This window comes from Streptomyces vilmorinianum (assembly GCF_005517195.1).
Lineage (GTDB): Bacteria > Actinomycetota > Actinomycetes > Streptomycetales > Streptomycetaceae > Streptomyces > Streptomyces vilmorinianum.
The window spans coordinates 3,348,174-3,369,224 of record NZ_CP040244.1; the positions used below are offsets into that span (position 1 = coordinate 3,348,174).

Here is a 21,051-nt window from a genome sequence, read left to right on the forward strand (position 1 = left end):
GTCAGCGTCCCTGCTCCCCGTCGAGCGCCCTGTCGAGGGTGATGGCGGCCATGATGAGGGAAAGGTGGGTGAACGCCTGGGGGAAGTTGCCCAGTTGCTCCCCGCTCGGACCGACCTCCTCGGCGAAGAGGCCGACATGGTTGGCGTACGTCTGCATCTTCTCGAAGGTGTACCGGGCCAGCGGCAGCCGCCCCGCCCGGGCCAGCGCGTCCACGTAGAGGAACGTGCAGAGACTGAAGGTGCCTTCCGAGCCGCGCAGCCCGTCCGGCGACGCCGCCGGGTCGTAGCGGTACACGAGGCTGTCGGAGACGAGCTTGCGGTCCATCGCGTCGAGCGTGGACAGCCAGGCCGGGTCCTTGGGGGCGACGAACCCGACCCTGGGCATGAGCAGGAGGGAGGCGTCCAGGACGTCGCCGTCGTAGTGCTGGACGAAGGAGCGCTCCTTCTCGCTCCAGCCGCGCTCCGTGATCTGCTCGAAGACGGCGTCCCTCGCCTCGCGCCACCGCTCCACGTCGGCGGGCCGCCGGAAGCGCTCGGCGAGCTGCAACCCGTGGTCGAAGGCGACCCAGGACATCAGGCGGCTGTACGTGAAGTCCTTCCGGCCGCCGCGGGTCTCCCAGATGCCCTCGTCCGGCCGGTCCCAGGCTCCGGCGAGCCAGTCCAGTGTCTGCGCCAGCCTCTTCCACCCCGGATAGCTGGCCTGCTGGGCGATCTCGTACCCCTGGGACAGGGCGTAGAGCACCTCGCCGTAGATGTCGAGCTGGAGCTGGTCGGCGGCGCCGTTGCCGATACGGACCGGGGCGGAGCCGCGGTAACCCTCGAAGTGGTCGAGCGTCTCCTCCGCCAGGTCGGGGTCGCCGTCGACCCGGTACATCGTCTGGAGAGGCTCTCCGTCCCTGCCCTCGCGTTCGCGCAGCCGATCCCCCAGCCAGTGGACGAAGGCGGTGGCCTCCTCGACGAAGCCGAGGTCGAGCATGGCCCGCACGGACAGCGCGCCGTCGCGCACCCACGTGAAGCGGTAGTCCCAGTTGCGCTCTCCGCCGACCTGCTCGGGCAGCCCCATGGTGGCCGCCGCGACGAGGGCGCCGGTGGGCGCGTACGTGAGGAGCTTGAGGGTGATCACCGAGCGGTGCACCTGCTCGGGCCAGCGGCCCCGGTAGCGGGACTGGCGCAGCCAGTTCTGCCAGAACCCGGCGACCTGCCAGAACTGCGCGGTGACCTCCTCGACCGAGAGCGGCGCGGGCGCCTCGCCGCCCGACGCGCACACGGTGAAGACGGCGCCGCCCGTTTCGCCGGCCTTCAGCGTCACCTTGCCCCGCGCGTCCTGGCCGTCCCGCTCCAGCGGGAAGGTGGCCTGCAGGTGCGCGTCGATCCCCGGAGCCCGGAACACGGCGCCGGCGCCGTCGAGTTCGAGCTGATGCTCGGCGCGGCCGTAGTCGAACCGCGGCCGGCAGTCGAGCGCGAAGTCGACGGTGCCCCGTACGGCGCGCACCACGCGGACCAGGGTGTGCCGGTCGGTGGGGGTGCGGGTCTGGTCCGGAGGCATGAAGTCGATGACCTCGCCCACGCCGTCCGGTGACATGAACCGGGTCACCAGGATGGCCGTGTCGGGGTAGTAGAGCTGTTTGCAGCTCGCCTCCGGGTGCTCGGGAGCCAGCTGGAAGTAACCACCGCGGTCGTGGTCGAGCAGCGCGGCGAAGATGCTGGGGGAGTCGAACCTGGGAGCGGCGAACCAGTCGACGACACCCTTCGACGAGACGAGGGCGGCGGTCTGCAGGTCGCCCACCAGGCCGTGCTCGGCGATGGGTGGGTAGTGGTCCATGGTCACTCCGAGGGCTCGGCGATGATCCTGCAGATCCACCATCGCTCACCTCGGTCCTCCTCGCCACGCCGTGCCGATCGAGCGAGCTCGGCTTGCCGACTGCCCGGCCGGCGGGCGTTACTGACGGGGTCGGTCGCGGGCGCGTGGGCCCGGGCTCGACGACTCGACTCGCACCGTGGCGCTCTCCGTACGGCCGACGGCCGAGCGACGGAGGTGGTGCATGGAGATGATCCACGTCCGGCTGGTGAGCCCGCCGGACCTCACGCCCCGTGCGCTGGAGCTGCTGGCCGACGACCGCTATGTGTTCAACCTGGTCGTCCTCCCGCGACGGGCGCGCAATCCCGACGGCGACGCGGTCGAGTGCGACATCCTGGCGGGCGCGGCCAACGCCGTGCTGCGCGGTCTGCGCGAGCTGGAACTCGACCGCCTCGGATCCATCGTCATCGAGCCCGTGGAAATGGCCCTCTCCGCCACCGCGGCCAGGGCGGAGGAGCAGCAGCTGGGGGCGCTCGCGCACGCTCCGGTCTGGGAGGAGGTCGAGGCGCGCATCCGCGCCGAGGGCACCTATCTGCCGAGCTTCTACGTCTACCTGACCATCGCGGGCGTCATCGGGTCGGTGGGCATCCTGACCAACTCCCAGATCCTGATCGTCGCGGCGATGGTCGTCGGACCGGAGTACGGCGCCATCACGAGCGTCGCCCTGGGCGTCAACCACCACAACGGAGTCAGGATCCGGCAGGGCCTCTTCGCCCTGGTCGTGGGGTTCTCCCTGGCCGTGGCGGTGACGTTCCTGTTCTCGTGGGTGATCCGGGGCCTCGGACTGCAGCCCCGAGCGTTCGAACTGGGCGTCAGACCGGTCTCGACACTGATCGACGCCCCCAACGTCTTCTCCGTGGTCGTCGCGGTCCTTGCCGGCATCGTCGGGATCATGTCCCTGACGCAGGCCAGGACGAGCGCGCTGCTCGGCGTCTTCATCTCCGTCACCACCATCCCCGCCGCCGCGGACATCGGCGTCTCCTGCGCGTTCTCCAGCTGGGACCAGGCGCGCGGATCCCTCTTCCAGCTCCTGCTGAACATCGTGCTGCTGATCGTGGTGGGCGTGCTGACGCTCCGATTCCAACGGGCTGTCTGGCGACGCATGGGCCGCCACGGCCTCCGCGCGAGCGGAGGCTCGCGCGGAGGCTAGGGGGCGGCACCGGCAGCCCCTCACCCGAGTGGCGGAACGGGGCGCGCGTTGTCACCCGCGGCGACGTGTCGCGCTTGACCGGCCCTGGGTGCGCCCGCATGCTCCCGACGGAGGCCGATCCCGTCAGGCCGTCACCACGCCCCCGGTTCGGATCGTCGCCCGGGCGGACCCAGGAGGCCATGCGTGCAGGAGAGCCGCACCGGACGGCAACTGACGCTCCGACACGGCTCGCACGAGGTCGTCGTCGTCGAACTGGGCGCGGCCCTGCGCTCGTACACCGTCGGTGAGCGCGCCGTGCTCGACGGATTCGGGCCACAGGACCGGATCACCGGAGGCCGCGGCCAGATCCTCGTGCCGTGGCCCAACCGGATCCGGGACGGCCGCTACCGCTGGGACGGACAGGAGCTCCAGCTGCCGCTCACCGAGCCGGCCGCCGGCAACGCCCTCCACGGACTGCTCCGCTGGGTCGCCTGGCGGGTGGTGGAGGAGAGCGACAGCCGGGCGGTCCTGGACGTACGGCTCTGGCCGCAGCCGGGCTACCCGTTCCACCTCCACGTCGCTGTCGCGTACAGCCTCGGCGAAGAGGGCCTCGACGTCGCCGTCACGGCGCGCAACCTCGGCGCGAGCGCCGCGCCCTACGGCTTCGGCCAGCATCCCTACGTCATGGCGGGCACCGAGGTCGTCGACGACGCGATGCTGACCGTGCCCGCACGGACGCGGCTGATCACCGACGAGCGCGGGTTGCCCGTGGCCGCCGAGCCCGTCGCCGGGACGGCGTACGACCTGCGTGCGCCGCGGACGGTCGGAGCGCTCCGACTGGACACGCCCTTCACCGATCTCGACCGGGGCGCGGACGGACGCGCCGTGGTCCGCCTGGCCCACCCGTCGGGTTCCCTGGGTACGGACGTATGGCTCGGGCAGGGCGCCGACCATGTGCAGCTCTACACCGGCGACACCCTGCCACCGGGGGAGCGGCGCCGCGCGATCGCCGTCGAGCCGATGACCTGCCCTCCGGACGCCTTCCGCAGCGGCACGGCGCTCGTCGCCCTGGGGCCGGGCGAGCGGCACACCGTCCGCTGGGGGATCACGCCGTGGGGGGAGGCCTGACCGTGACGACGAACGAGGTGCTCATCGGCGTGGGTCTGACGGTGGTCCTCGCCGTCGGCTCCCAGATCCTGGCCCGGAGCCTGCGCATTCCGGCCCTCATCGTCCTGCTGCCGGTGGGCTTCGGCGTCGGCTCGCTGGTCGACGAGATCAACCCCGAGCGGCTGTTGGGGGACGCCTTCTCCCCTCTGGTGTCACTGGCCGTCGCGGTGATCCTCTACGACGCGGGCCTCGGCCTCGACCTGGCCAAGCTCAAGGGGCACACCCGCCGAGTCGTCGTCAGGCTGCTCTGGATCGGTGTCCTGATCACCTGGTTCCTCGGCAGCCTCGTCGCCGCGCCCTTGCTGGGCATGTCCCAGCGGGCGGCCATCATGCTCGGCGCGATCCTCGTGGTCTCGGGGCCGACCGTCGTCGCACCGCTGCTCGCCTTCGTACGCCCCAAGGAGCGGCTCCAGCACATCCTGGTCTGGGAGGGCTCCCTCATCGACCCGGTCGGGGGCATTCTGGGAGCCCTGGTCTTCCACGCGGTCATGGAGTCGACGGGGCGCCATGTCGTCGACGGGATCACGGGCTTCCTGGCCAGCGTGGGCATCGGCGTCGCCGGGGGAGTGCTCGGGGCACTGCTGCTCTGGGCGCTGCTGCGCGTGCTGCGCCTCGGCGAGGTGCTCGGCACCACGGCGCAGCTCGCCGCGGTGATCGGCGTGGCGGCGTTCTGCGACGTCCTGCGCGAGGACACGGGCCTCATCGCCGCGGTCGTCATGGGCCTGGCCGTCTCCAACGTCCTCGGCGTCGACGTCCGGGCACGCCGACCGTTCTTCGAGACCGTCGTCAGCCTGATCCTCGGCCTGCTCTTCATCTCCATCTCGGCCACCGTCACCCCGCAGTCGCTGCGCCATGTGGTGCTGCCCGCGCTCGGTCTCGCGGCGGTACTCGTCCTGGCCGTGAGACCTCTGGTCGCCGCCGTCGCCACGTTCGGCACGGACCTGTCGCGCGGTGAGCGCGGCTTCGTCGGCTGGATGGCGCCGCGCGGCATCGTCGCGGCCGCCACCGCCTCGACGTTCTCGGCCGACCTGGTGGCCAAGGGCGTCGGGGGCGCGCCGAGGATCCTGCCGGCCACGTTCGTCGTCATCGTGACCACCGTGACGCTCTACGGCCTGACCGCCTCGACCGTCGCCAGGCGCCTGGGCGTGGTGCGCCCGGCCCGCTCGCGTCCCCTGCTGGTCGGCGGGGACCCGTGGGTGATCGAGCTGGCTCTCGCCCTGCGGTCGGCGGGACCGCAGGTGCTGATGTGGTCGGGCGACGATCAGCAGCGCGAACGGATCCGGCAGGCGGGTCTCGAGCTCGCCCCCGGTGAGCTGCTGGCCAGCGCCACCGGTGAGGGCGCCGAGCTGGAGGGCATCACGGGCGTGTACTTCCTCACCGCGGAAAGCGACTTCAACGCGCTGGCGGCGACCGTCCTCAGCGGCAGTGTGGGGGGCGGAGTCCACCGCCTCCGCGCACCGCGCGAGAGCCACGGCGTGGTCGCCCCGTTCACCGGTGGCGAGGCCCTGTTCGGGGCGGATCTGACGTGGTCGTACATCTCCCACCGCCACGAGGAGGGGGCGGCCGTCCTGGCGCGGTCCGCCGACGACGTACCGCCGCCCGGCTCCGACCTGCTGTTCCTGGTACGGCGGGACGGCAGCCTCGCTCCGGTCACGGCGGAGTCCAGACCGCCGTCCGAGCCCGGAGACACGCTCGTCCTGCTGGGTCCTGCGGCGCTCCACCGGGCAGAGAGGCCGGCGGGGCCCGTCGGGTGAGCCACGTCTCACCCGGGCGGTCGCCCTTGCCTATGCAACGAGTTGCATAGAAAGATCCGGGGTATGGCGATCGAACACGCGATCCTGGTGTCCCTGCTCGAGCAACCCGGCTCCGGCTACGAGCTGGCCCGGCGGTTCGATCGGTCCATCGGGTACTTCTGGACCGCGACCCACCAGCAGATCTACCGCGTGCTCAAGCGCATGGAGAGCGACGGCTGGATCGACGTACGGGACGTGCCGCAACAGGGCCGCCCGGGCAAGAAGGAGTACTCCGTCGCCGCCCCCGGACGGGCCGCGCTCTCCGAGTGGCTGGACCAGCCGATCGAACCCGAGAGCGTCCGGCACGACCTCGCCGTGAAGATCCGGGGAGCGGCCTTCGACGACCCCGCCGCGCTGATCCGCGAGGTGGAGCGGTACCGGCAGGTGCACGCGGACCGCCTCGCCCACTACCTCGCGGGCGAGGCACGCGACTTCACCGGGCCGCGGGCAGCACAGGACGCCGCCGCCGGTCCGCCCGACGCCGGCCGGGAACTCCAGCACGTCGTGCTGCGCGGTGGCATCGCCTACGAGCGGATGACGCTCGACTGGCTCGACGACGTCCTCGCCACCCTCCGCCGGCTGGGTCCCGAGCACTGAACCACCGCGCCGCCGGCTGGGTCCCGAGCACTGAACCACCGCGCCGCCCACGGCCCGCCGGCAGGCAGGACCGCCCCGGGCGGCGCGACCACCACCCTCATCACCCACCGAGCCGAAAGGCACCCCTCCATGGCCGACCCGCTGCTGTTCAACCCGCACACCTACGACCCGGCGCACTTCGACCCGGAGACCCGCCGGCTGCTGCGCGCCACCGTCGACTGGTTCGAGGAGCGCGGCAAGCGCAAGCTGATCGAGGACTACCGCTCCCGCGCCTGGCTGGCCGACTTCCTCGCCTTCTCCGCCAAGGAAGGGCTGTTCGCGACGTTCCTCACGCCCTCCTCCTCCGCCGCCGAAGGGGAGCAGGACAAGCGCTGGGACACCGCCCGCATCGCCGCGCTCAACGAGATCCTCGGCTTCTACGGCCTCGACTACTGGTACGCCTGGCAGGTCACCATCCTGGGGCTCGGCCCGGTCTGGCAGAGCGACAACGCCGACGCCCGCGCCCGCGCGGCCGAACTGCTCTCCCAGGGCGAGGTGTTCGCCTTCGGCCTGTCCGAGAAGACCCACGGCGCCGACATCTACTCCACGGACATGCTCCTCGAGCCCGACGGCCGGGGCGGATTCCGGGCCACCGGCTCCAAGTACTACATCGGCAACGGCAACGCCGCCGGACTCGTCTCCGTCTTCGGCCGCCGCACCGATGTCGAGGGCCCGGACGGGTACGTCTTCTTCGCCGCCGACAGCCGCCACCCGGCGTACCACCTCGTCAAGAACGTCGTCGACTCGTCGAAGTTCGTCAGCGAGTTCCGGCTCGAGGACTACCCCGTCGCCCCCGAGGACGTGCTGCACACCGGCCGCGCCGCCTTCGACGCCGCCCTCAACACCGTCAACGTCGGCAAGTTCAACCTCTGCACCGCCTCGATCGGCATCTGCGAGCACGCGATGTACGAGGCCGTCACCCACGCGCAGAACCGTATCCTCTACGGCCGCCCGGTCACCGCCTTCCCGCACGTGCGGCGCGAGCTGACCGACGCGTACGTACGTCTCGTCGGCATGAAGCTCTTCAGCGACCGAGCCGTCGACTACTTCCGCTCCGCCGGTCCGGACGACCGCCGCTACCTGCTCTTCAACCCGATGACGAAGATGAAGGTGACCACGGAGGGCGAGAAGGTCATCGACCTGATGTGGGACGTGATCGCCGCCAAGGGCTTCGAGAAGGACAACTACTTCGCCCAGGCCGCGATCGAGATCCGGGGGCTGCCGAAGCTGGAGGGCACCGTCCACGTCAATCTCGCGCTGATCCTCAAGTTCATGCGCAACCACCTGCTGGACCCGGCCGCGTACGAGCACGTCCCGACGCGTCTGGACGAGGCCGACGACACGTTCCTCTTCCGCCAGGGACCGGCCCGTGGGCTGGGTGCCGTGCGCTTCCACGACTGGCGCCCGGCGTACGACGCGTTCGCCCACCTGCCCAACGTCGACCGCTTCCGCGAACAGGCCGACGCGCTGTGCGAGTTCGTCACCACCGCCGCCCCCGACGAGGAGCAGAGCCGCGACCTCGACCTCCTCCTCGCCGTCGGCCAGCTGTTCGCGCTCGTCGTCCACGGCCAGCTGGTCCTGGAGCAGGCGCGCCTGACGGGCCTCGACGAGGACGTCCTCGACGAGCTGTTCGCCGTCCTCGTACGGGACTTCTCCGCGCACGCCGTCGAGCTGCACGGCAAGGACTCCGCCACCGAGCAGCAGCAGCTGTGGTCGCTGGGCGCCGTCCGGCGCCCGGTCGTCGACGAGGCCCGTTCGGCTCGGGTCTGGCAGCGTGTCGAGGCACTGTCCGGCGCGTACGAGATGGCACTCTGACCCCACTCGCCCCCGGCCGCCCTCAGCCGCGTCACGGCTGAGGGCGGCGTACGCGTCTCAGGCGCCGGTGCGGCTCGTGGCGGCGGCCGCCCGGGTGATGGCCTCGACCAGGCGCTCGCCCGTGTAGGCGTGGCCGCCCATGCCCCAGCCTCCGTCGGGGGCGTTGACGATGTTGATCCGGATGTCGTCTCGCTCGTGACCGGGCGTCATGAGCTTGTACGCGATGTCCGTGGCCCTCTCGATGAAGGCCGCCCGTGCCTCGACGGAAGCCAGGCCGATGTCGGGCAGCTTCAGCTCGATCAGGACGAGGGACCGGTTGGTTCCGCCCGCGTACACGTGCTCGGGGTCGAGCAGATGCAGGACGCCGGCGACCATGGGCGTGAAGAAGGTGTTGCCGGTCAGGCCGCTCACCTCGATGAGAGCGTCACTGAGCCGCGGAACGATCTCCCGCTCGCCGGTCGGCGTGAGGGCGCCGGTGGATGCGATGACGGCGATGGGCATGGGTGTGCTCCTCGATCTCGGCTGAAAAGAGAGTAGCTAGTACGTACGTCCTAGCGAGCAAGACTCTGGAGTAGGATGACCGTCCTAGTCAAGAGGAAAAAGGGAAGACCGAGCGGAGGGGCGAGTCGCGATGGCCAAGGAGACCCGGGGTCGGATGGTGGACGCCGCCGTTGACGCGTTGCGTCAACGCGGCCTGCAGGGCATGTCGTTCACCGATGTGCTCGCGCAGAGCGGGGCGGCCCGCGGCGCGATCTACCACCACTTCCCCGGCGGCAAGAACCAGTTGGCCGCGGAGGCCGCCACCCGGCACGGCCGCGACGTGCGCGACCGGCTCGCGGAGTTCGGGGCGTCCGGACCCGAGGGGGTCGCCACGGCCTTCGTGGAGTTCGCCCGCCCGGTCGCCGAGGCCGCGGCTCAGGGTGTCGGATGTGCCGTGGCCGCCGTGACCGTCCCCGCGGACGAGGAGAACGGCGAGCTGTGCCGCGCCGCGGCGTCGGTCTTCACGTCGTGGACGGAGCAGCTCTCCCGGGCTCTGCGGGAGGCGGGGCTGCCGGCGGCCGACGCGGAGGAGAAGGCGGCTCTGCTCATCGCCCTCCTCGAAGGAGCGCAGGTGCTGTGCCGGGCGAGCGGCGACACGGAGCCGTTCGAACGAGCTGTCCGGGCCGCGCTGCCGCTCTTCGCCGATTCCTGACGCCCGCGTGGCAGACACGTGCGGCGGCTCCGGTCCAGGGGTTGACCGGAGCCACCGCACGGGCACTCCACGGGGGCGGAGTGCCCCAAGGGAACAACGGGGGCCGGCTGAGGAGGAGGGGGGCCGGCCCCGCGGTGTTCTGTCTGAGCCCGAGGGGGCACTTGCAGTAAATATATATACCGTCGAGTACGCAAGGGTATGAAAAAATTCATGCATGTCGAGGTCGTGAAAACGCCTCGAACCGGGCGGAACCGAACCGGTTCAGTGGTCCGGCTCGGCGGTCCGGCTCAGTAGTCCAGGAAGAAGTCGTACTGCTCCGCCGCCTGCTCGTACTTCTCCAGCCGGACCTGCGTACGCTCCGGATCGGCGTCGGCCATGGCCTGCAGGATCGCCGCGGACAGCACACCAGGCGCCGCGTACGAGTCGAAGACGAGCCGTGAGCCCGTGCCGGCCGTGAAGGCCACATCGGCCTCGTCGACCAGCGAGCCGAGGGCCTGATCCGTGATCAGCGCGACGCGCAGCCCCGCGGCCTTGGCGGCGCGCACGGCGGAGAGGGTCTCCTTGGCGTGCCGGGGCATCGCGAAGGCCAGCACCCAGGTGCCGCCCGCCTCGCGCGACTGGAGCAGCGCGTCGTACGCGACGCTGCCGCCGCGCGTCACGACCCGTACGTCGGGGTGGATGCGCCGCGCCCCGTACGCGAAGTACTCGGCGAGGGAGACCGAGATCCGCAGGCCCATGACGGTCAGGGGGACGGAGCGGGCCAGCTCGCGGCCGACATCGAGGATCCGGTCGGGGTCCGCGAGGACCCGGCGCAGGGACGCCAGGTTCTCGATCTCGGCGTCGACCGCCTCCTGGAGCTCGTTACTGAGCCTCTCCCCCCGGCTGTCGGGCGATCCGGCGACGGCGCTGAGCGCGATGGGCTGCAGGGCCTCCCGGAGCGCGGGGTAGCCGCTGAAACCCAGGGACGAGGCGAACCGGGTCACGGACGGCTGGCTCACGCCCACGCGCTCGGCCAGCTCGGTGATCGACAGGAACGCGGCCTCGGTGAGGTGGTCGATCAGGAACTGGGCGATGCGGCGCTGCCCGGGGGAGAGGCGCCGGCCGCCGAAGAGCGCGCGCACGCGGTCGGCAGGGGACGCCGTCTCGGCTTCCCCGGAACGCCTGCCCGGTGTGATCGCGGCTGCCTGAGCGCGCGCCTGCTGGTCTGATGGCACGGGGTGCCTCCTTCTCGTCCCGCTCCCGCCCAAGATAGTTCACGCGGGGGGCCCGTAGGCGCTCCGCATGAACGGCGGATCGAGGTCCCCTCCGGCAGACTGACGAGCGGGACATGGAGGCTGCCATGGCGTACGACGAAGGACTGGCGGAACGGATCCGCGCCTGGCTGGGCGACGGGCCGGCGATCGCCGAGAAACGGATGTTCGGCGGCCTGGCGATTCTGTACGAGGGCAACATGGCCGTCGGTGTGATCGGGGACGAGCTCATCGTCCGGGTCGGTCCCGACGCCGCCGGGGCGGCCCTGGCCCGCCCGGGCGCGCGCGCCTTCGACTTCACGGGGCGCCCCATGCGCGGCTGGGTCGTCGTCGCCGAGTCCGCCCTGGCGGAGGACGAGGCCCTCGGCGCCTGGATCGACGAGGGGATCGCCTTCGCGTCCGGCCTGCCGCCCAAGTGAGCGGGCATCAGGCCGCTCGGGGGCTGTCGCCGAGTGGCGCAAAGTGCACCTGGACACCCCTACCGGCCGGTCCTACTCTCAAGTCACTTTGCATGGCGGCGCACGCCCCACACGCGCCCGACCACGCACATCCGCACCTCCTCGCACCCCCACCTTCGACGTTCGTCCGAGGAGATCCCCCATGTCCATCGGTACGTCACGCCCGCGCGCACTGCTCGCCCCCGCGACCGGGCTCGCCGCCGCCGCGGCCCTGGCCCTCGTCGGCGCCACCACCGCCAACGCCCAGGAGACACAGGAGAGTTCGACCACGGTGTCGCCGGCCGGGCACTCCTTCGCCGCCAACCTCACCGGCAAGGCCACGTTCACGGCGGGATCCACCACCATGACCTGCACGGTCTCCGCCTCCGTACCGACGACCGGCGCGAACAACACCGTCCCCGCGGCGCCCGGCAACCACAACGACGCCGGCCCCGTCAGCGCCACCATCAACCCGCCGACCTTCAGCGGATGCACGACGAACATCAGCGGGGTGAGCGTGACCGTCACCAGCAACGCCACCAACGGCCCCTGGTCGCTCTCGGCCCAGCACGACGAACCCGTCGCCGCCGGGCTCACCATGCCCAAGGGCGGGGTCGTGCTCAGGACCAGCGGCTTGGCCGGCTGCACGATCACCGCCTCGCCGAGCGGCCCGACCGCCGTGAACGGCACGTGGACCAACGGGGCGCCGTCCGCACTGGCCATCTCCGGCGCACCGGTGCCGGCCACCGTGACGGGCGGCTTCCTGTGCCCGACGGGCAACCAGACGGCCACCTTCACCGCCACCTACCAGGTGACGGACACGACCGACCCCGGTCAGCAGATCACCGTGACGAGCTGACACCCGCCGGGTCCCGCCCCCGTCCCCCGGGCGGGACCCGGCTCCTCGCCCGGAACGCGGCTGACTTCGCTCCCACGGGGTAGGCGCGGTGCGGAACCCCTCTCGGGGACGCGCCAAGGAGGCGATGCGCCATGGCCGGAGCACACACCCGGGCGCCCGGACGCGGAACCGCTGTGCAACAGGCCGCCCTGCTGGTCGGAGTCGTGTTCCTGATCGTCGGAGTCCTCGGCTTCGTCCCCGGGGTGACCACCGACTTCGATTCCCTGGAGTTCGCCGAGCGCGACTCGGGGGCCGAACTGTTCGGCGTCTTCCAGGTCTCGATCCTCCACAACCTCGTCCACGCGCTGTTCGGCATCGTCGGCGTCGCCCTGTCAAGGACGGCCCGCACGGCACGGTCGTTCCTGATCGTCGGCGGTGTCGTCTACCTGGCGCTGTGGATCTACGGACTCGTGATCGACAAGGACAGCGACGCCAACTTCGTACCCCTGAACTCCGCCGACGACTGGCTGCACTTCGGCCTCGGCCTCGGCATGGTCGTCCTGGGCCTGGCCCTCACGCGGGGCACCCGCCGGGGGTAGCCCCGCGCGGCGCGCGGCCCGCTACAGGCTGAGGGCGTCCTCGGCGTTGCTCAGCCAGGCGGTGACCGAGGCGGTGGACGAGACGTACAGACCGGGAGTCGACGCCTTGAGCGGTACCTGTTCGAGGTCGGACGCGGTGTTCATGGTCATCGCGATCGAGTCGACGGCCCGGCCCTTGCCGTCGTTCACCCCGCCCATGAGCCCCGCGTACGCCGACTCGCCCGGCGCGAGCCGGATGTCGGTGCCGGGGTGCGTCTCCGAGCGCTCGGTCGCCGCCCCGTCCAGGTCGCCGAAGGTCACGATCGGGTAGTCCAGGACCTTGCACGGCTTGCCGCTCTTGTTGGTGATCTTCAGCAGGTAGCTGCTCGTGGTGCGCTCCGCGAGGGTCGCGGTGAACTTCACGTCGAACGTGCTGCACGGGAAGACCGCGAAGTCGGGGTCGGACGAGCCCTCGCTCGGGGAGCCCGACGGGGTTGTGGGCTTCGGCGGGGTCGTGGGCTTCGGCGGGGTGGTCGACGGAGTGGCGGGCTTCGACGGGGTGGCCGACGGGGCCGCGGTCCCGCCGCCGGTCGGGGCTTCCTCGGGTCCACAGGCCGTCAGGGCCAGTGCGGACACGGCGGCGAGGACGACGGCGGTTCTGCGGACGCTACGGCGGATCTGGTGGGTCATCTCTTCTTCCCCCGACTCGGCAGCGCGAGCGCGCTGGACAGGACACCAGCGTCTCGCCCAACCTTCACGGTTTGGTGACCGAGCCTTCCCGAATCCACCACGGAAGCCCGCGCCGACCCGGTCAGGTGGGGGCCGGGCGCGGGGCCGCGACCTCGGTGGCTTCAGGAATGAGGAATTCCGTGCATGGATGACCACGCCGTGCTACAGTTGTGATCAGTTGCAGTTGTGGTTCCCATAGACTTCAAGTGCCTTAGGCGAGTTGTTTTCGTCAGGCACTTTTTCTATTTTCGGTGCTTTTTCCGGACGGGCAATCATCGCGGCGACGCCGGGATGCGCACAGTGCACATTCCCGGGTACTGCCCCGAAGGAGATATGACATGGCTACTGGCACCGTGAAGTGGTTCAACTCGGAAAAGGGCTTCGGCTTCATCGAGCAGGAGGGTGGCGGCCCGGACGTGTTCGCCCACTACTCCAACATCGCCACCTCCGGCTTCCGTGAGCTCCAGGAAGGCCAGAAGGTGACCTTCGACGTCACCCAGGGCCAGAAGGGCCCGCAGGCGGAGAACATCCTCCCCGCCTGACGCTGAAGCGCCCGACGCAGCTGGGGTCCTCACCATGAGGTGAGGGCCCCAGCTCGTCGCATTTTCAGTCTGTTTTACGGACGTTCGGTTCGTCCCGGTAATTCAAACGGCCACCGCCGCTGTGAATTCCTCGATACGGAGCCGCGTCGAGGAAGGTTTTCATGAGCAGCTCGGCCCAGACGCCCCCCACCCGCCGCACCGCCGCGCCCACGGACGAATTCGCGGCGCCCGTCATCCACACCCCGGCCCTCCCCCCGGTCGAGGCCTTCGGCGAGCTGGAGCTGCCCGCCGTGGTCCTTGAGCAGCTCACCGCTCTCGGCGTCCACACGCCCTTCCCGATCCAGGCCGCCACCCTGCCGAACGCCCTCGCGGGGCGCGACGTCCTCGGGCGGGGGCGTACCGGATCGGGCAAGACGCTCGCGTTCGGCCTCGCGCTGCTCGCACGCACCGCCGGCCGGCGCGCCGAGGCGCGCAGGCCCCGGGCCCTGGTCCTCGTGCCCACGCGCGAGCTGGCCCAGCAGGTGACCGAGGCCCTCACGCCGTACGCCCAGGTGCTGAAGCTGCGCCTGGCCACCGTTGTCGGCGGCATGTCGATCGGGCGGCAGGCCGGCGCGCTGCGCGACGGCGCCGAGGTCCTCATCGCGACCCCCGGCCGCCTCATGGATCTCGTCGAGCGCAAGGACGCCCGCCTGGACCGGGTGGACATCACCGTCCTGGACGAGGCCGACCAGATGGCCGACATGGGCTTCATGCCCCAGGTCACCGAACTCCTCGACCAGGTACGCCCCGACGGCCAGCGCATGCTGTTCTCGGCCACCCTCGACAGCAATGTCGACCTCCTGGTCCAGCGCTATCTCCACGACCCGGTCGTGCACTCGGTCGACCCCTCGGCCGCCACCGTCACCACCATGGAGCACCACGTGCTCCAGGTGCACGGCGCCGACAAGTACGCCACCGCCACGGAGATCGCCGCCCGCGACGGGCGCGTGATCATGTTCCTGGAGACCAAGCACTCCGTCGACCGCTTCACCGCGCACCTGCGGGGCAGTGGCGTGCGGGCCGAGGCGCTGCACGGCGGGAAGTCGCAGCCGCTGCGCACCCGCACCCTCGACCGGTTCAAGAACGGCGACATCACCGTCCTCGTCGCGACCAACGTCGCGGCGCGCGGGATCCACGTCGACGACCTGGACCTGGTCGTCAACGTCGACCCGCCCGCCGACCACAAGGACTATCTGCACCGCGGCGGCCGCACCGCACGCGCCGGCGAGTCCGGCAGCGTCGTCACGCTCGTCCTCCCCGACCAGCGCCGTGACGTGGTTCGCCTCATGGCGGAGGCGGGGCTCCGCCCCCAGGTCACCCAGGTCCGCTCGGGCGAGGCCACGCTGAGCCGTATCACCGGCGCCAAGGCCCCCTCCGGCGTCCCCGTCGACGGCAGCGCGCCCAGCGCCGAACGCCCCAAGCGGGGCGGCGCGCCCTTCCGCGGCATCGGGACCGTCCCGGGGCGGCCCGGCCGTGCCAAGAACGAGTCCCGGCGGTCGGCCGAGGACCGCAAGCTGGCCGAGGCCCGCAAGGCCGCCCGCATCCGCCGCGGACGCTGACGACCTCACTCGCAGCGGTAGGTGAAACGGGTCTCCGCGGTGTGCCCGGGGGTGGGCGAGACGATCACCAGCCTGGCCGTCGCCCGGTGCTCGCCCTGGCCCCGGAACGTCCACAGCAGATGCAGACGCGCCTCCGTCTGATGGCGGGCGAGCTGCTCCCGCAGCAGCCCGGACGTGGTGCCGTCGCTGCGCTCCCAGCGGTACGTCACCGTGCCGGGCCGCCCGTCGGTCTCCAGCACCGCCACGACGTCCGCCGTACCGTCGCACGCGAGCGGCTGCTCCGGTGCGGCGACCGTCACCCGGCGTACGGACACCTCCGGCCCGAACCGCTGCCAGGCGAGGAACGCGAGCACGGCGAGCAGCACCGCGCAGGCCAGGGCGTACCGGCGCAGCACGCCACGGCGGCGCGGCGGTACTCCGCCCGCGCCGCCGCCGGGCAGGGTGCCGTGCCAGATCTGCGCCGTCGTGGGGCCGTCGGCCGCCCGGCGCAGCGCGGCCGCCGTCACACCGGGGCCGAAGCGCAGGACCTCGCCCTCCACCCGGTCGGGCGCCACGTCCTCGGCCGGCCGCTGGAACCAGTGGCTGCCGAGCACCGTGGCGCTGTACTCGTCGGGGTCCTGGGGAATTCGGGGATCGCTCATGAGATCGTGCACCGCCGGGTCAGGATCTGCTGGGTGGAGCCGCCGTTCGCGGCCGAGGGGTCCGTCGTCGCCCGCACACCCCAGTAGCAGCCGTTGCCCTGGAAGGTGTGGGTGAGCGTGATCGTGTACTGCGTCGCCCCGCTCCGCCGGATGCTCTCGGACCCGTCGGAGACGCCCGTGCCTCCCTTGGTGTCCCCTGTGAACCAGGCGATGAGGACGGTCACCGGGCCGGTCCCGTCGGTGAGGACCTCGAACGAGGCCTCGGCGGTGCTCGGGCCGGTCTGACGCAGTGAGGTCACGGACACCGACTTCACCCCGACCGGCCGCGGGGCCGGCGGTGTGGTGGTGGGGTCCGTGGCCGGGGGCGTCGTCGGGGTCCAGGTCGCCGTGGCCGTCGGAGTCGCCGTGCCGGTCGCCGTCGGGGTCGCCGTCACGGAGGGCGGGGCGGTGGTCGGCATGTCCGAGGGCGTGGCCGTCGGGGTGGCCGACTCGCTCGCGGAGGGGCTGCTCGTCGGGGAAGGGCTGTCCGGCGGAGCGGTGGTGCCCGGCGTGGTGCCGGGTTGCGCGCTCGTCGTGGCGAAGGCCTCGGTCGTCGACCCACCCGGCCCGTCGTCACCCGCCCGCGCGCCCACCGCGGCCAGTACGGCCAGGACCAGCGCGGCCACGCCGGCCGGCAGCACCCGCCGCCACAGCCTGCCCCAGCGTCCGCCCGGCTCGGGCAGGGTGGTCGTGGCGAGTGCGGTCGTGCCCGTGGCCGGGCCGCCGGCCGAGGGGAAGAGCAGCGGAAGCAGGGCCGCGAGCGCCGCGAGCCGCCGCTGGCCGCGCTCCTCCCAGTCGGGCCCGTAGGCGGCCGTGGCGACGGCCTCCAGCTCGCTGACGAACGCCGCCGCGTTCTCGGGACGCTCCTGCGGGGCCTTGGCCAGACCGCGCCGGATCAGGGGGCGCAGGGGCTCGGGCGCGTCCGCGTCGGGAACGGGCGCGTCGAGGTGCTGCAGCGCCAGCTCGGCGAAGTTCTGGCCGGTGAACGGCTTGCGCCCGGTCAGGCACTCGAAGAACGTCGCGGTCGCCGCGTACACGTCGGCGGCGGGGGACACGGGCTCCCCGTTCCACTGCTCGGGGGCCATGTACGCGGGCGTGCCGGCGATGCCGGGGGTGCTGCCGCGGTCCGTCGCGATGCCGAAATCCACCAGCTTGGACGAGCCGTCCGCCGCGACCAGGACGTTCTCGGGCTTGTAGTCGCGGTGCACGACCCCCGCCCGGTGCGCGGCGGCCAGACCCAGGAGCGAGCCCTTGAGCACCACGAGCGCCGCCTCGGGGCCGGTGGCGCCCTCCCGGGCGAGCAGCGCGCGCAGGGCGACCCCGTCGACCAGCTCCATGACGATGGCGGCGCCCCGCGGGGCTTCGACGTACTCGTACAAGCCCACGACGTACGGCGAGTCGAGGCCGCCGAGCAGCCGCGCCTCCGCCCGGAACCCCTGGACGAAGGCCGCGTCCGTCCGCAGGCGTTCGCCCAGGTACTTCACCGCGACCGGCAACCCGGTCGCGTCATGGACGGCCAGCACCACCCGCCCGCTGCCGCCCGAACCCAGTTCCCGGGACTCCGTGTACCCGGGGACCACCCATGCGTCCATCTCGCCCCCCAATCCTCCTCAACTGGGGACAGATTCCGGCCACGGTCGGTTCCCGGCAAGGGCGCGTGTGCGGCGCATGGACTTCTCGCGCGACCCCATGGACTCTTCGCCGAGCGGCCTCGGCGACGGCGCGCCCGCCCCTACGGTGTACGCGGCCGTGGGGACGCACGCATCGCTCCGCGTTCATGTCCTGTACCGCGCCCCCACGCGTCGACGACACGCCCCCGTCCCCTCACCCACTGATCTTGGGCTCGCTCGGACCACCGTCCCCCGGAATCCATCAGAGGTGCTCAGACCATGACCGAACTCAACCGGCGCCGCTTCCTGCAGATAGCGGGTGCCACGGCCGGCTTCGCCGCCCTCAACAGCAGCATCGCCCGGGCCGCCGCCATCCCCGCGGCCCGTACCTCCGGGACCCTCGCCGACGTCGAGCACATCGTCGTGCTGATGCAGGAGAACCGCTCCTTCGACCACTACTTCGGCGCGCTGAACGGTGTCCGCGGCTTCGGTGACCCGCGTCCGGTCACGCTGCCCAGCGGCAAGTCCGTCTGGCATCAGCAGGACGGCACCAAGACCGTGCTGCCGTACCACCCGACCGCCGACGACCTCGGCATGCAGTTCATCGCGGGGCTCAACCACGACTGGGCGGGCGGCCACCGGGCGTTCAACAACGGCAAGTACGACCAGTGGATCCCCGCCAAGTCCGCGGGCACGATGGCGTATCTGAACCGGAACGACATCCCGTTCCACTACGCGCTCGCCGACGCGTTCACCGTCTGCGACGCGTACCACTGCTCGTTCATCGGCGCCACCGACCCCAACCGCTACTACATGTGGTCCGGCCACACCGGCAACGACCGTACGGGCGGCGGCCCCGTCCTCGGCAACGAGGAGGCGGGGTACTCCTGGACGACGTATCCCGAGCGGCTCGAGCAGGCCGGCGTCTCCTGGAAGATCTACCAGGACGTCGGCGACGGCCTGAACGCGGCCGGCCACTGGGGCTGGATCAACGACGCCTACCGCGGCAACTACGGCGACAACTCCCTGCTCTACTTCAACCAGTACCGGGGCGCCCAGCCCGGCAGCCCGCTCTACGACAAGGCCCGCACCGGCACCGACGTGTCGAAGGGGGACGGGTTCTTCGACATCCTGCGCGCCGACGTCGCCTCGAACCGGCTCCCGCAGATCTCCTGGATCGTGGCCCCCGAGGCGTTCACCGAGCACCCCAACTTCCCGTCGAACTACGGCGCCTGGTACATCGCCCAGGCCCTCGACGCGCTGACCTCCAACCCGGAGGTGTGGAGCAGGACCGCGCTGTTCATCACGTACGACGAGAACGACGGCTACTTCGACCACGTCGTCCCGCCCTACCCGCCGTCCTCGCCCGCCCAGGGGCTCTCCACCGTCGACACCTCCCTCGACTGGTTCTCCGGCAACGCCGGCTACGCCGCCGGGGTCTACGGCCTCGGCCAGCGCGTGCCGATGCTCGTCGTCTCGCCGTGGAGCAAGGGCGGTTACGTCTGCTCGGAGGTCTTCGACCACACCTCGATCATCCGGTTCATGGAGCGCCGCTTCGGTGTGCAGGAGCCGCAGATCTCGCCCTGGCGGCGGGCCGTCTGCGGCGACCTCACCTCGGCCTTCGACTTCGGTCTCGAGGACGCGGCTCCGGTCGCGCTGCCCGACACCTCGGCCTACAAGCCGCTCGACAACGAGCGGCACCCCAGCTACGTCCCGAAGCCGCCCAGGAGGCCGGTCCTGCCGGTCCAGGAGGCGGGGGCGCGCCCGACCAGGGCACTGCCGTACGAGCTGTACGTGGACGGCACGGCCACCCCGTCCACGGGCCGCTTCACCCTCACCTTCGGCGCGGGCGCCAAGGCCGGGGCCTTCTTCCACGTCACCGCGCCGAACCGTACCGACGGGCCGTGGACGTACACCACCGGGGCCGGCGCGAGCCTGCCGGACACCTGGAACACCGCGTACTCCGCGGGGACGTACGACCTCACCGTGACCGGCCCGCAGGGCTTCCTGCGCCGCTTCCGCGGACCGGGCACGACGGCAGGACCCGAGGTGACGGCCCGTCATGACGGCGTCGGGGGCACCGTGGTGCTCACGATGACGAATCCGGGCGCCAGGGACGTCAACCTCACGGTCACCAGCGCCCCGGCCTACGGCGGGCAGTCGCAGACCTTCAGGGTGCTCAAGGGGGCCACCGTGACGCACACCGTGGATCTGCGCGGCAGCAGGCGCTGGTACGACCTGACGGTCGTCTCCGACGGCGACGGCACCTTCCTGCGCCGCTTCGCCGGCCATGTGGAGACCGGAGCCCCGGGCGTCAGCGACCCGGGCATCATCACCGCCTGAGCCCGGGAGGAGGGGCGGTGCGGTGGTCCGGACGCCGGAGAGGTCACACGGTCGTGACCTTCACGCCCGCGTCCGTCAACTGCCGTACCGCCTCGGCCGGGAGCGCCGCGTCCGTGACCAGGACGTCCACCCGGTCGAGTCCGCAGATACGGGCGAAGGCCCGCCGTCCCAGCTTGGAGGAGTCGGCGACCACGATCACCCGGCTCGCGCGCTCGGCGAGGAGCCGGCTGATCCCCGCCTCGTCCTCGTGGTGCGCCATGATGCCCAGCTCGGCGTCGATGCCGTCGACACCGAGGACGACGACGTCGAGCACGACCTCGTTCAGGACTCCGGCCGCCAGCGGGCCGACCAGCTCGTACGTCTGCGGGCGGGCCACGCCCCCGGAGACCACGATCTTGATCTGCGGCCGTACGGCGAGCTCACCGGCGATGTTCAGCGCGTTGGTGACCACGGTCAGCGCGGGGGCGGGCGCCGTCCCGGGCGCCGGCGGCCGGCCGCCGGCGAAGCGCAGGGCGAACGCGCGCGCCACCTCGGTCGTCGTCGTCCCGCCGTTGAGCCCCACCACCTCGCCCTCGCGCACGAGATCGGCCGCCGCGGCGGCGATGCGCTGCTTCTCCGAGGCGTGGCGCGAGGACTTGTACCGCAGCGGCAGCTCGTACGAGACCCCCTGCGCGACGGCCCCGCCGCGGGTGCGGACGAGGAGCCGCTGCTCGGCCAGCTCGTCGAGGTCCCGGCGGATCGTGGCGGGCGAGACGTCGAGCGTGGTCGCGGCCTCCTCGACCTCCAGCCGGCCGGTCGAGGCGAGCAGTTCGAGGAGCGCGTTCCATCGCTCGGGCTTGGACATGATCGCGATTTT

At 71.7% G+C, this 21,051-nt stretch carries 19 protein-coding genes; 12 read left to right on the top strand and 7 right to left on the bottom strand.

The features are described from left to right. Position 1 precedes the first annotated feature (1 nt). Positions 2-1,822 carry a glycoside hydrolase family 15 protein gene (locus tag FDM97_RS15725; RefSeq protein WP_137991026.1) on the bottom strand — a complete coding sequence of 607 codons (1,821 nt, stop codon included), beginning with the start codon at positions 1,820-1,822 and terminating at the stop codon, positions 2-4. A 220-nt stretch (positions 1,823-2,042) separates the two neighbouring features. On the opposite strand from FDM97_RS15725, the gene FDM97_RS15730 reads away from it, so the two are divergent. The 5 genes from FDM97_RS15730 (at position 2,043) to FDM97_RS15750 (ending at position 8,398) form a co-directional block, all read left to right on the top strand. Next, the gene (locus FDM97_RS15730) at positions 2,043-3,008 is read left to right on the top strand and encodes a DUF389 domain-containing protein (RefSeq protein WP_137991027.1); all 966 of its coding nucleotides are present in this window, start codon (positions 2,043-2,045) and stop codon (positions 3,006-3,008) included. 183 nt (positions 3,009-3,191) lie between these two features. Beyond that, entirely contained in the window at positions 3,192-4,115 is a 924-nt protein-coding gene (locus FDM97_RS15735) for an aldose 1-epimerase family protein (protein ID WP_137991028.1), read from the top strand. Between the two features lie 2 nt (positions 4,116-4,117). Continuing rightward, positions 4,118-5,908 (top strand): cation:proton antiporter, encoded by a 1,791-nt coding sequence (locus FDM97_RS15740; protein ID WP_137991029.1) that lies wholly within the window; start codon positions 4,118-4,120, stop codon positions 5,906-5,908. Between the two features lie 63 nt (positions 5,909-5,971). Continuing rightward, on the top strand, positions 5,972-6,544 hold the full coding sequence (locus FDM97_RS15745) for a PadR family transcriptional regulator (protein ID WP_137991030.1): 573 nt from the start codon (positions 5,972-5,974) through the stop codon (positions 6,542-6,544). Positions 6,545-6,673: 129 nt separating this feature from the next. Beyond that, positions 6,674-8,398 carry an acyl-CoA dehydrogenase family protein gene (locus tag FDM97_RS15750; protein WP_137991031.1) on the top strand — a complete coding sequence of 575 codons (1,725 nt, stop codon included), beginning with the start codon at positions 6,674-6,676 and terminating at the stop codon, positions 8,396-8,398. Between the two features lie 57 nt (positions 8,399-8,455). Here FDM97_RS15750 and FDM97_RS15755 read toward each other — a convergent pair whose 3' ends face one another. Beyond that, positions 8,456-8,899, bottom strand: a complete 444-nt coding sequence (locus FDM97_RS15755; protein ID WP_137991032.1) for a tautomerase family protein — start codon at positions 8,897-8,899, stop codon at positions 8,456-8,458. Between the two features lie 130 nt (positions 8,900-9,029). Here FDM97_RS15755 and FDM97_RS15760 point away from each other — a divergent pair, with 130 nt between their 5' ends. Next, entirely contained in the window at positions 9,030-9,590 is a 561-nt protein-coding gene (locus FDM97_RS15760; protein ID WP_137991033.1) for a TetR/AcrR family transcriptional regulator, read from the top strand. A gap of 287 nt (positions 9,591-9,877) precedes the next feature. On the opposite strand, the gene FDM97_RS15765 is transcribed toward FDM97_RS15760, so the two are convergent. Next, complete coding sequence (locus tag FDM97_RS15765) at positions 9,878-10,804, bottom strand: MurR/RpiR family transcriptional regulator (RefSeq protein WP_137991034.1); 927 nt, start codon at positions 10,802-10,804, stop codon at positions 9,878-9,880. Positions 10,805-10,929: 125 nt separating this feature from the next. Between FDM97_RS15765 and FDM97_RS15770 the strand changes: the two genes are divergently transcribed. From FDM97_RS15770 to FDM97_RS15780, 3 genes are all read left to right on the top strand, one after another. Next, the gene (locus FDM97_RS15770) at positions 10,930-11,259 is read left to right on the top strand and encodes a TfoX/Sxy family protein (protein ID WP_137991035.1); all 330 of its coding nucleotides are present in this window, start codon (positions 10,930-10,932) and stop codon (positions 11,257-11,259) included. Positions 11,260-11,440: 181 nt separating this feature from the next. Then, a complete protein-coding gene (locus FDM97_RS15775) occupies positions 11,441-12,136 on the top strand; it encodes a hypothetical protein (protein ID WP_137991036.1) in 696 nt (231 codons plus the stop codon). Between the two features lie 131 nt (positions 12,137-12,267). Continuing rightward, entirely contained in the window at positions 12,268-12,714 is a 447-nt protein-coding gene (locus tag FDM97_RS15780; protein WP_175439135.1) for a DUF4383 domain-containing protein, read from the top strand. Positions 12,715-12,735: 21 nt separating this feature from the next. Here the strand turns inward: FDM97_RS15780 and FDM97_RS15785 are convergent, their stop codons facing one another. After that, on the bottom strand, positions 12,736-13,383 hold the full coding sequence (locus FDM97_RS15785) for a DUF4232 domain-containing protein (protein WP_137991037.1): 648 nt from the start codon (positions 13,381-13,383) through the stop codon (positions 12,736-12,738). A 377-nt stretch (positions 13,384-13,760) separates the two neighbouring features. Here FDM97_RS15785 and FDM97_RS15790 point away from each other — a divergent pair, with 377 nt between their 5' ends. Then, positions 13,761-13,964 (top strand): cold-shock protein, encoded by a 204-nt coding sequence (locus tag FDM97_RS15790; protein WP_033201600.1) that lies wholly within the window; start codon positions 13,761-13,763, stop codon positions 13,962-13,964. Positions 13,965-14,125: 161 nt separating this feature from the next. After that, positions 14,126-15,562: a DEAD/DEAH box helicase gene (locus FDM97_RS15795; RefSeq protein ID WP_137991038.1), complete on the top strand. Its 1,437-nt coding sequence runs from the start codon at positions 14,126-14,128 to the stop codon at positions 15,560-15,562. 5 nt (positions 15,563-15,567) lie between these two features. Here the strand turns inward: FDM97_RS15795 and FDM97_RS15800 are convergent, their stop codons facing one another. Together FDM97_RS15800 and FDM97_RS15805 are read right to left on the bottom strand one after the other, a co-directional pair. Beyond that, a complete protein-coding gene (locus FDM97_RS15800) occupies positions 15,568-16,203 on the bottom strand; it encodes a hypothetical protein (protein WP_137991039.1) in 636 nt (211 codons plus the stop codon). Then, on the bottom strand, positions 16,200-17,834 hold the full coding sequence (locus FDM97_RS15805) for a serine/threonine-protein kinase (RefSeq protein WP_137991040.1): 1,635 nt from the start codon (positions 17,832-17,834) through the stop codon (positions 16,200-16,202). The genes FDM97_RS15800 and FDM97_RS15805 overlap by 4 nt, the downstream gene beginning before the upstream one ends. A gap of 297 nt (positions 17,835-18,131) precedes the next feature. Between FDM97_RS15805 and FDM97_RS15810 the strand changes: the two genes are divergently transcribed. Further along, on the top strand, positions 18,132-20,195 hold the full coding sequence (locus FDM97_RS15810) for a phosphocholine-specific phospholipase C (protein WP_137991041.1): 2,064 nt from the start codon (positions 18,132-18,134) through the stop codon (positions 20,193-20,195). A 43-nt stretch (positions 20,196-20,238) separates the two neighbouring features. Here FDM97_RS15810 and FDM97_RS15815 read toward each other — a convergent pair whose 3' ends face one another. After that, positions 20,239-21,039: a DeoR/GlpR family DNA-binding transcription regulator gene (locus FDM97_RS15815; RefSeq protein WP_137991042.1), complete on the bottom strand. Its 801-nt coding sequence runs from the start codon at positions 21,037-21,039 to the stop codon at positions 20,239-20,241. Between the last annotated feature and the right edge of the window lie 12 nt (positions 21,040-21,051).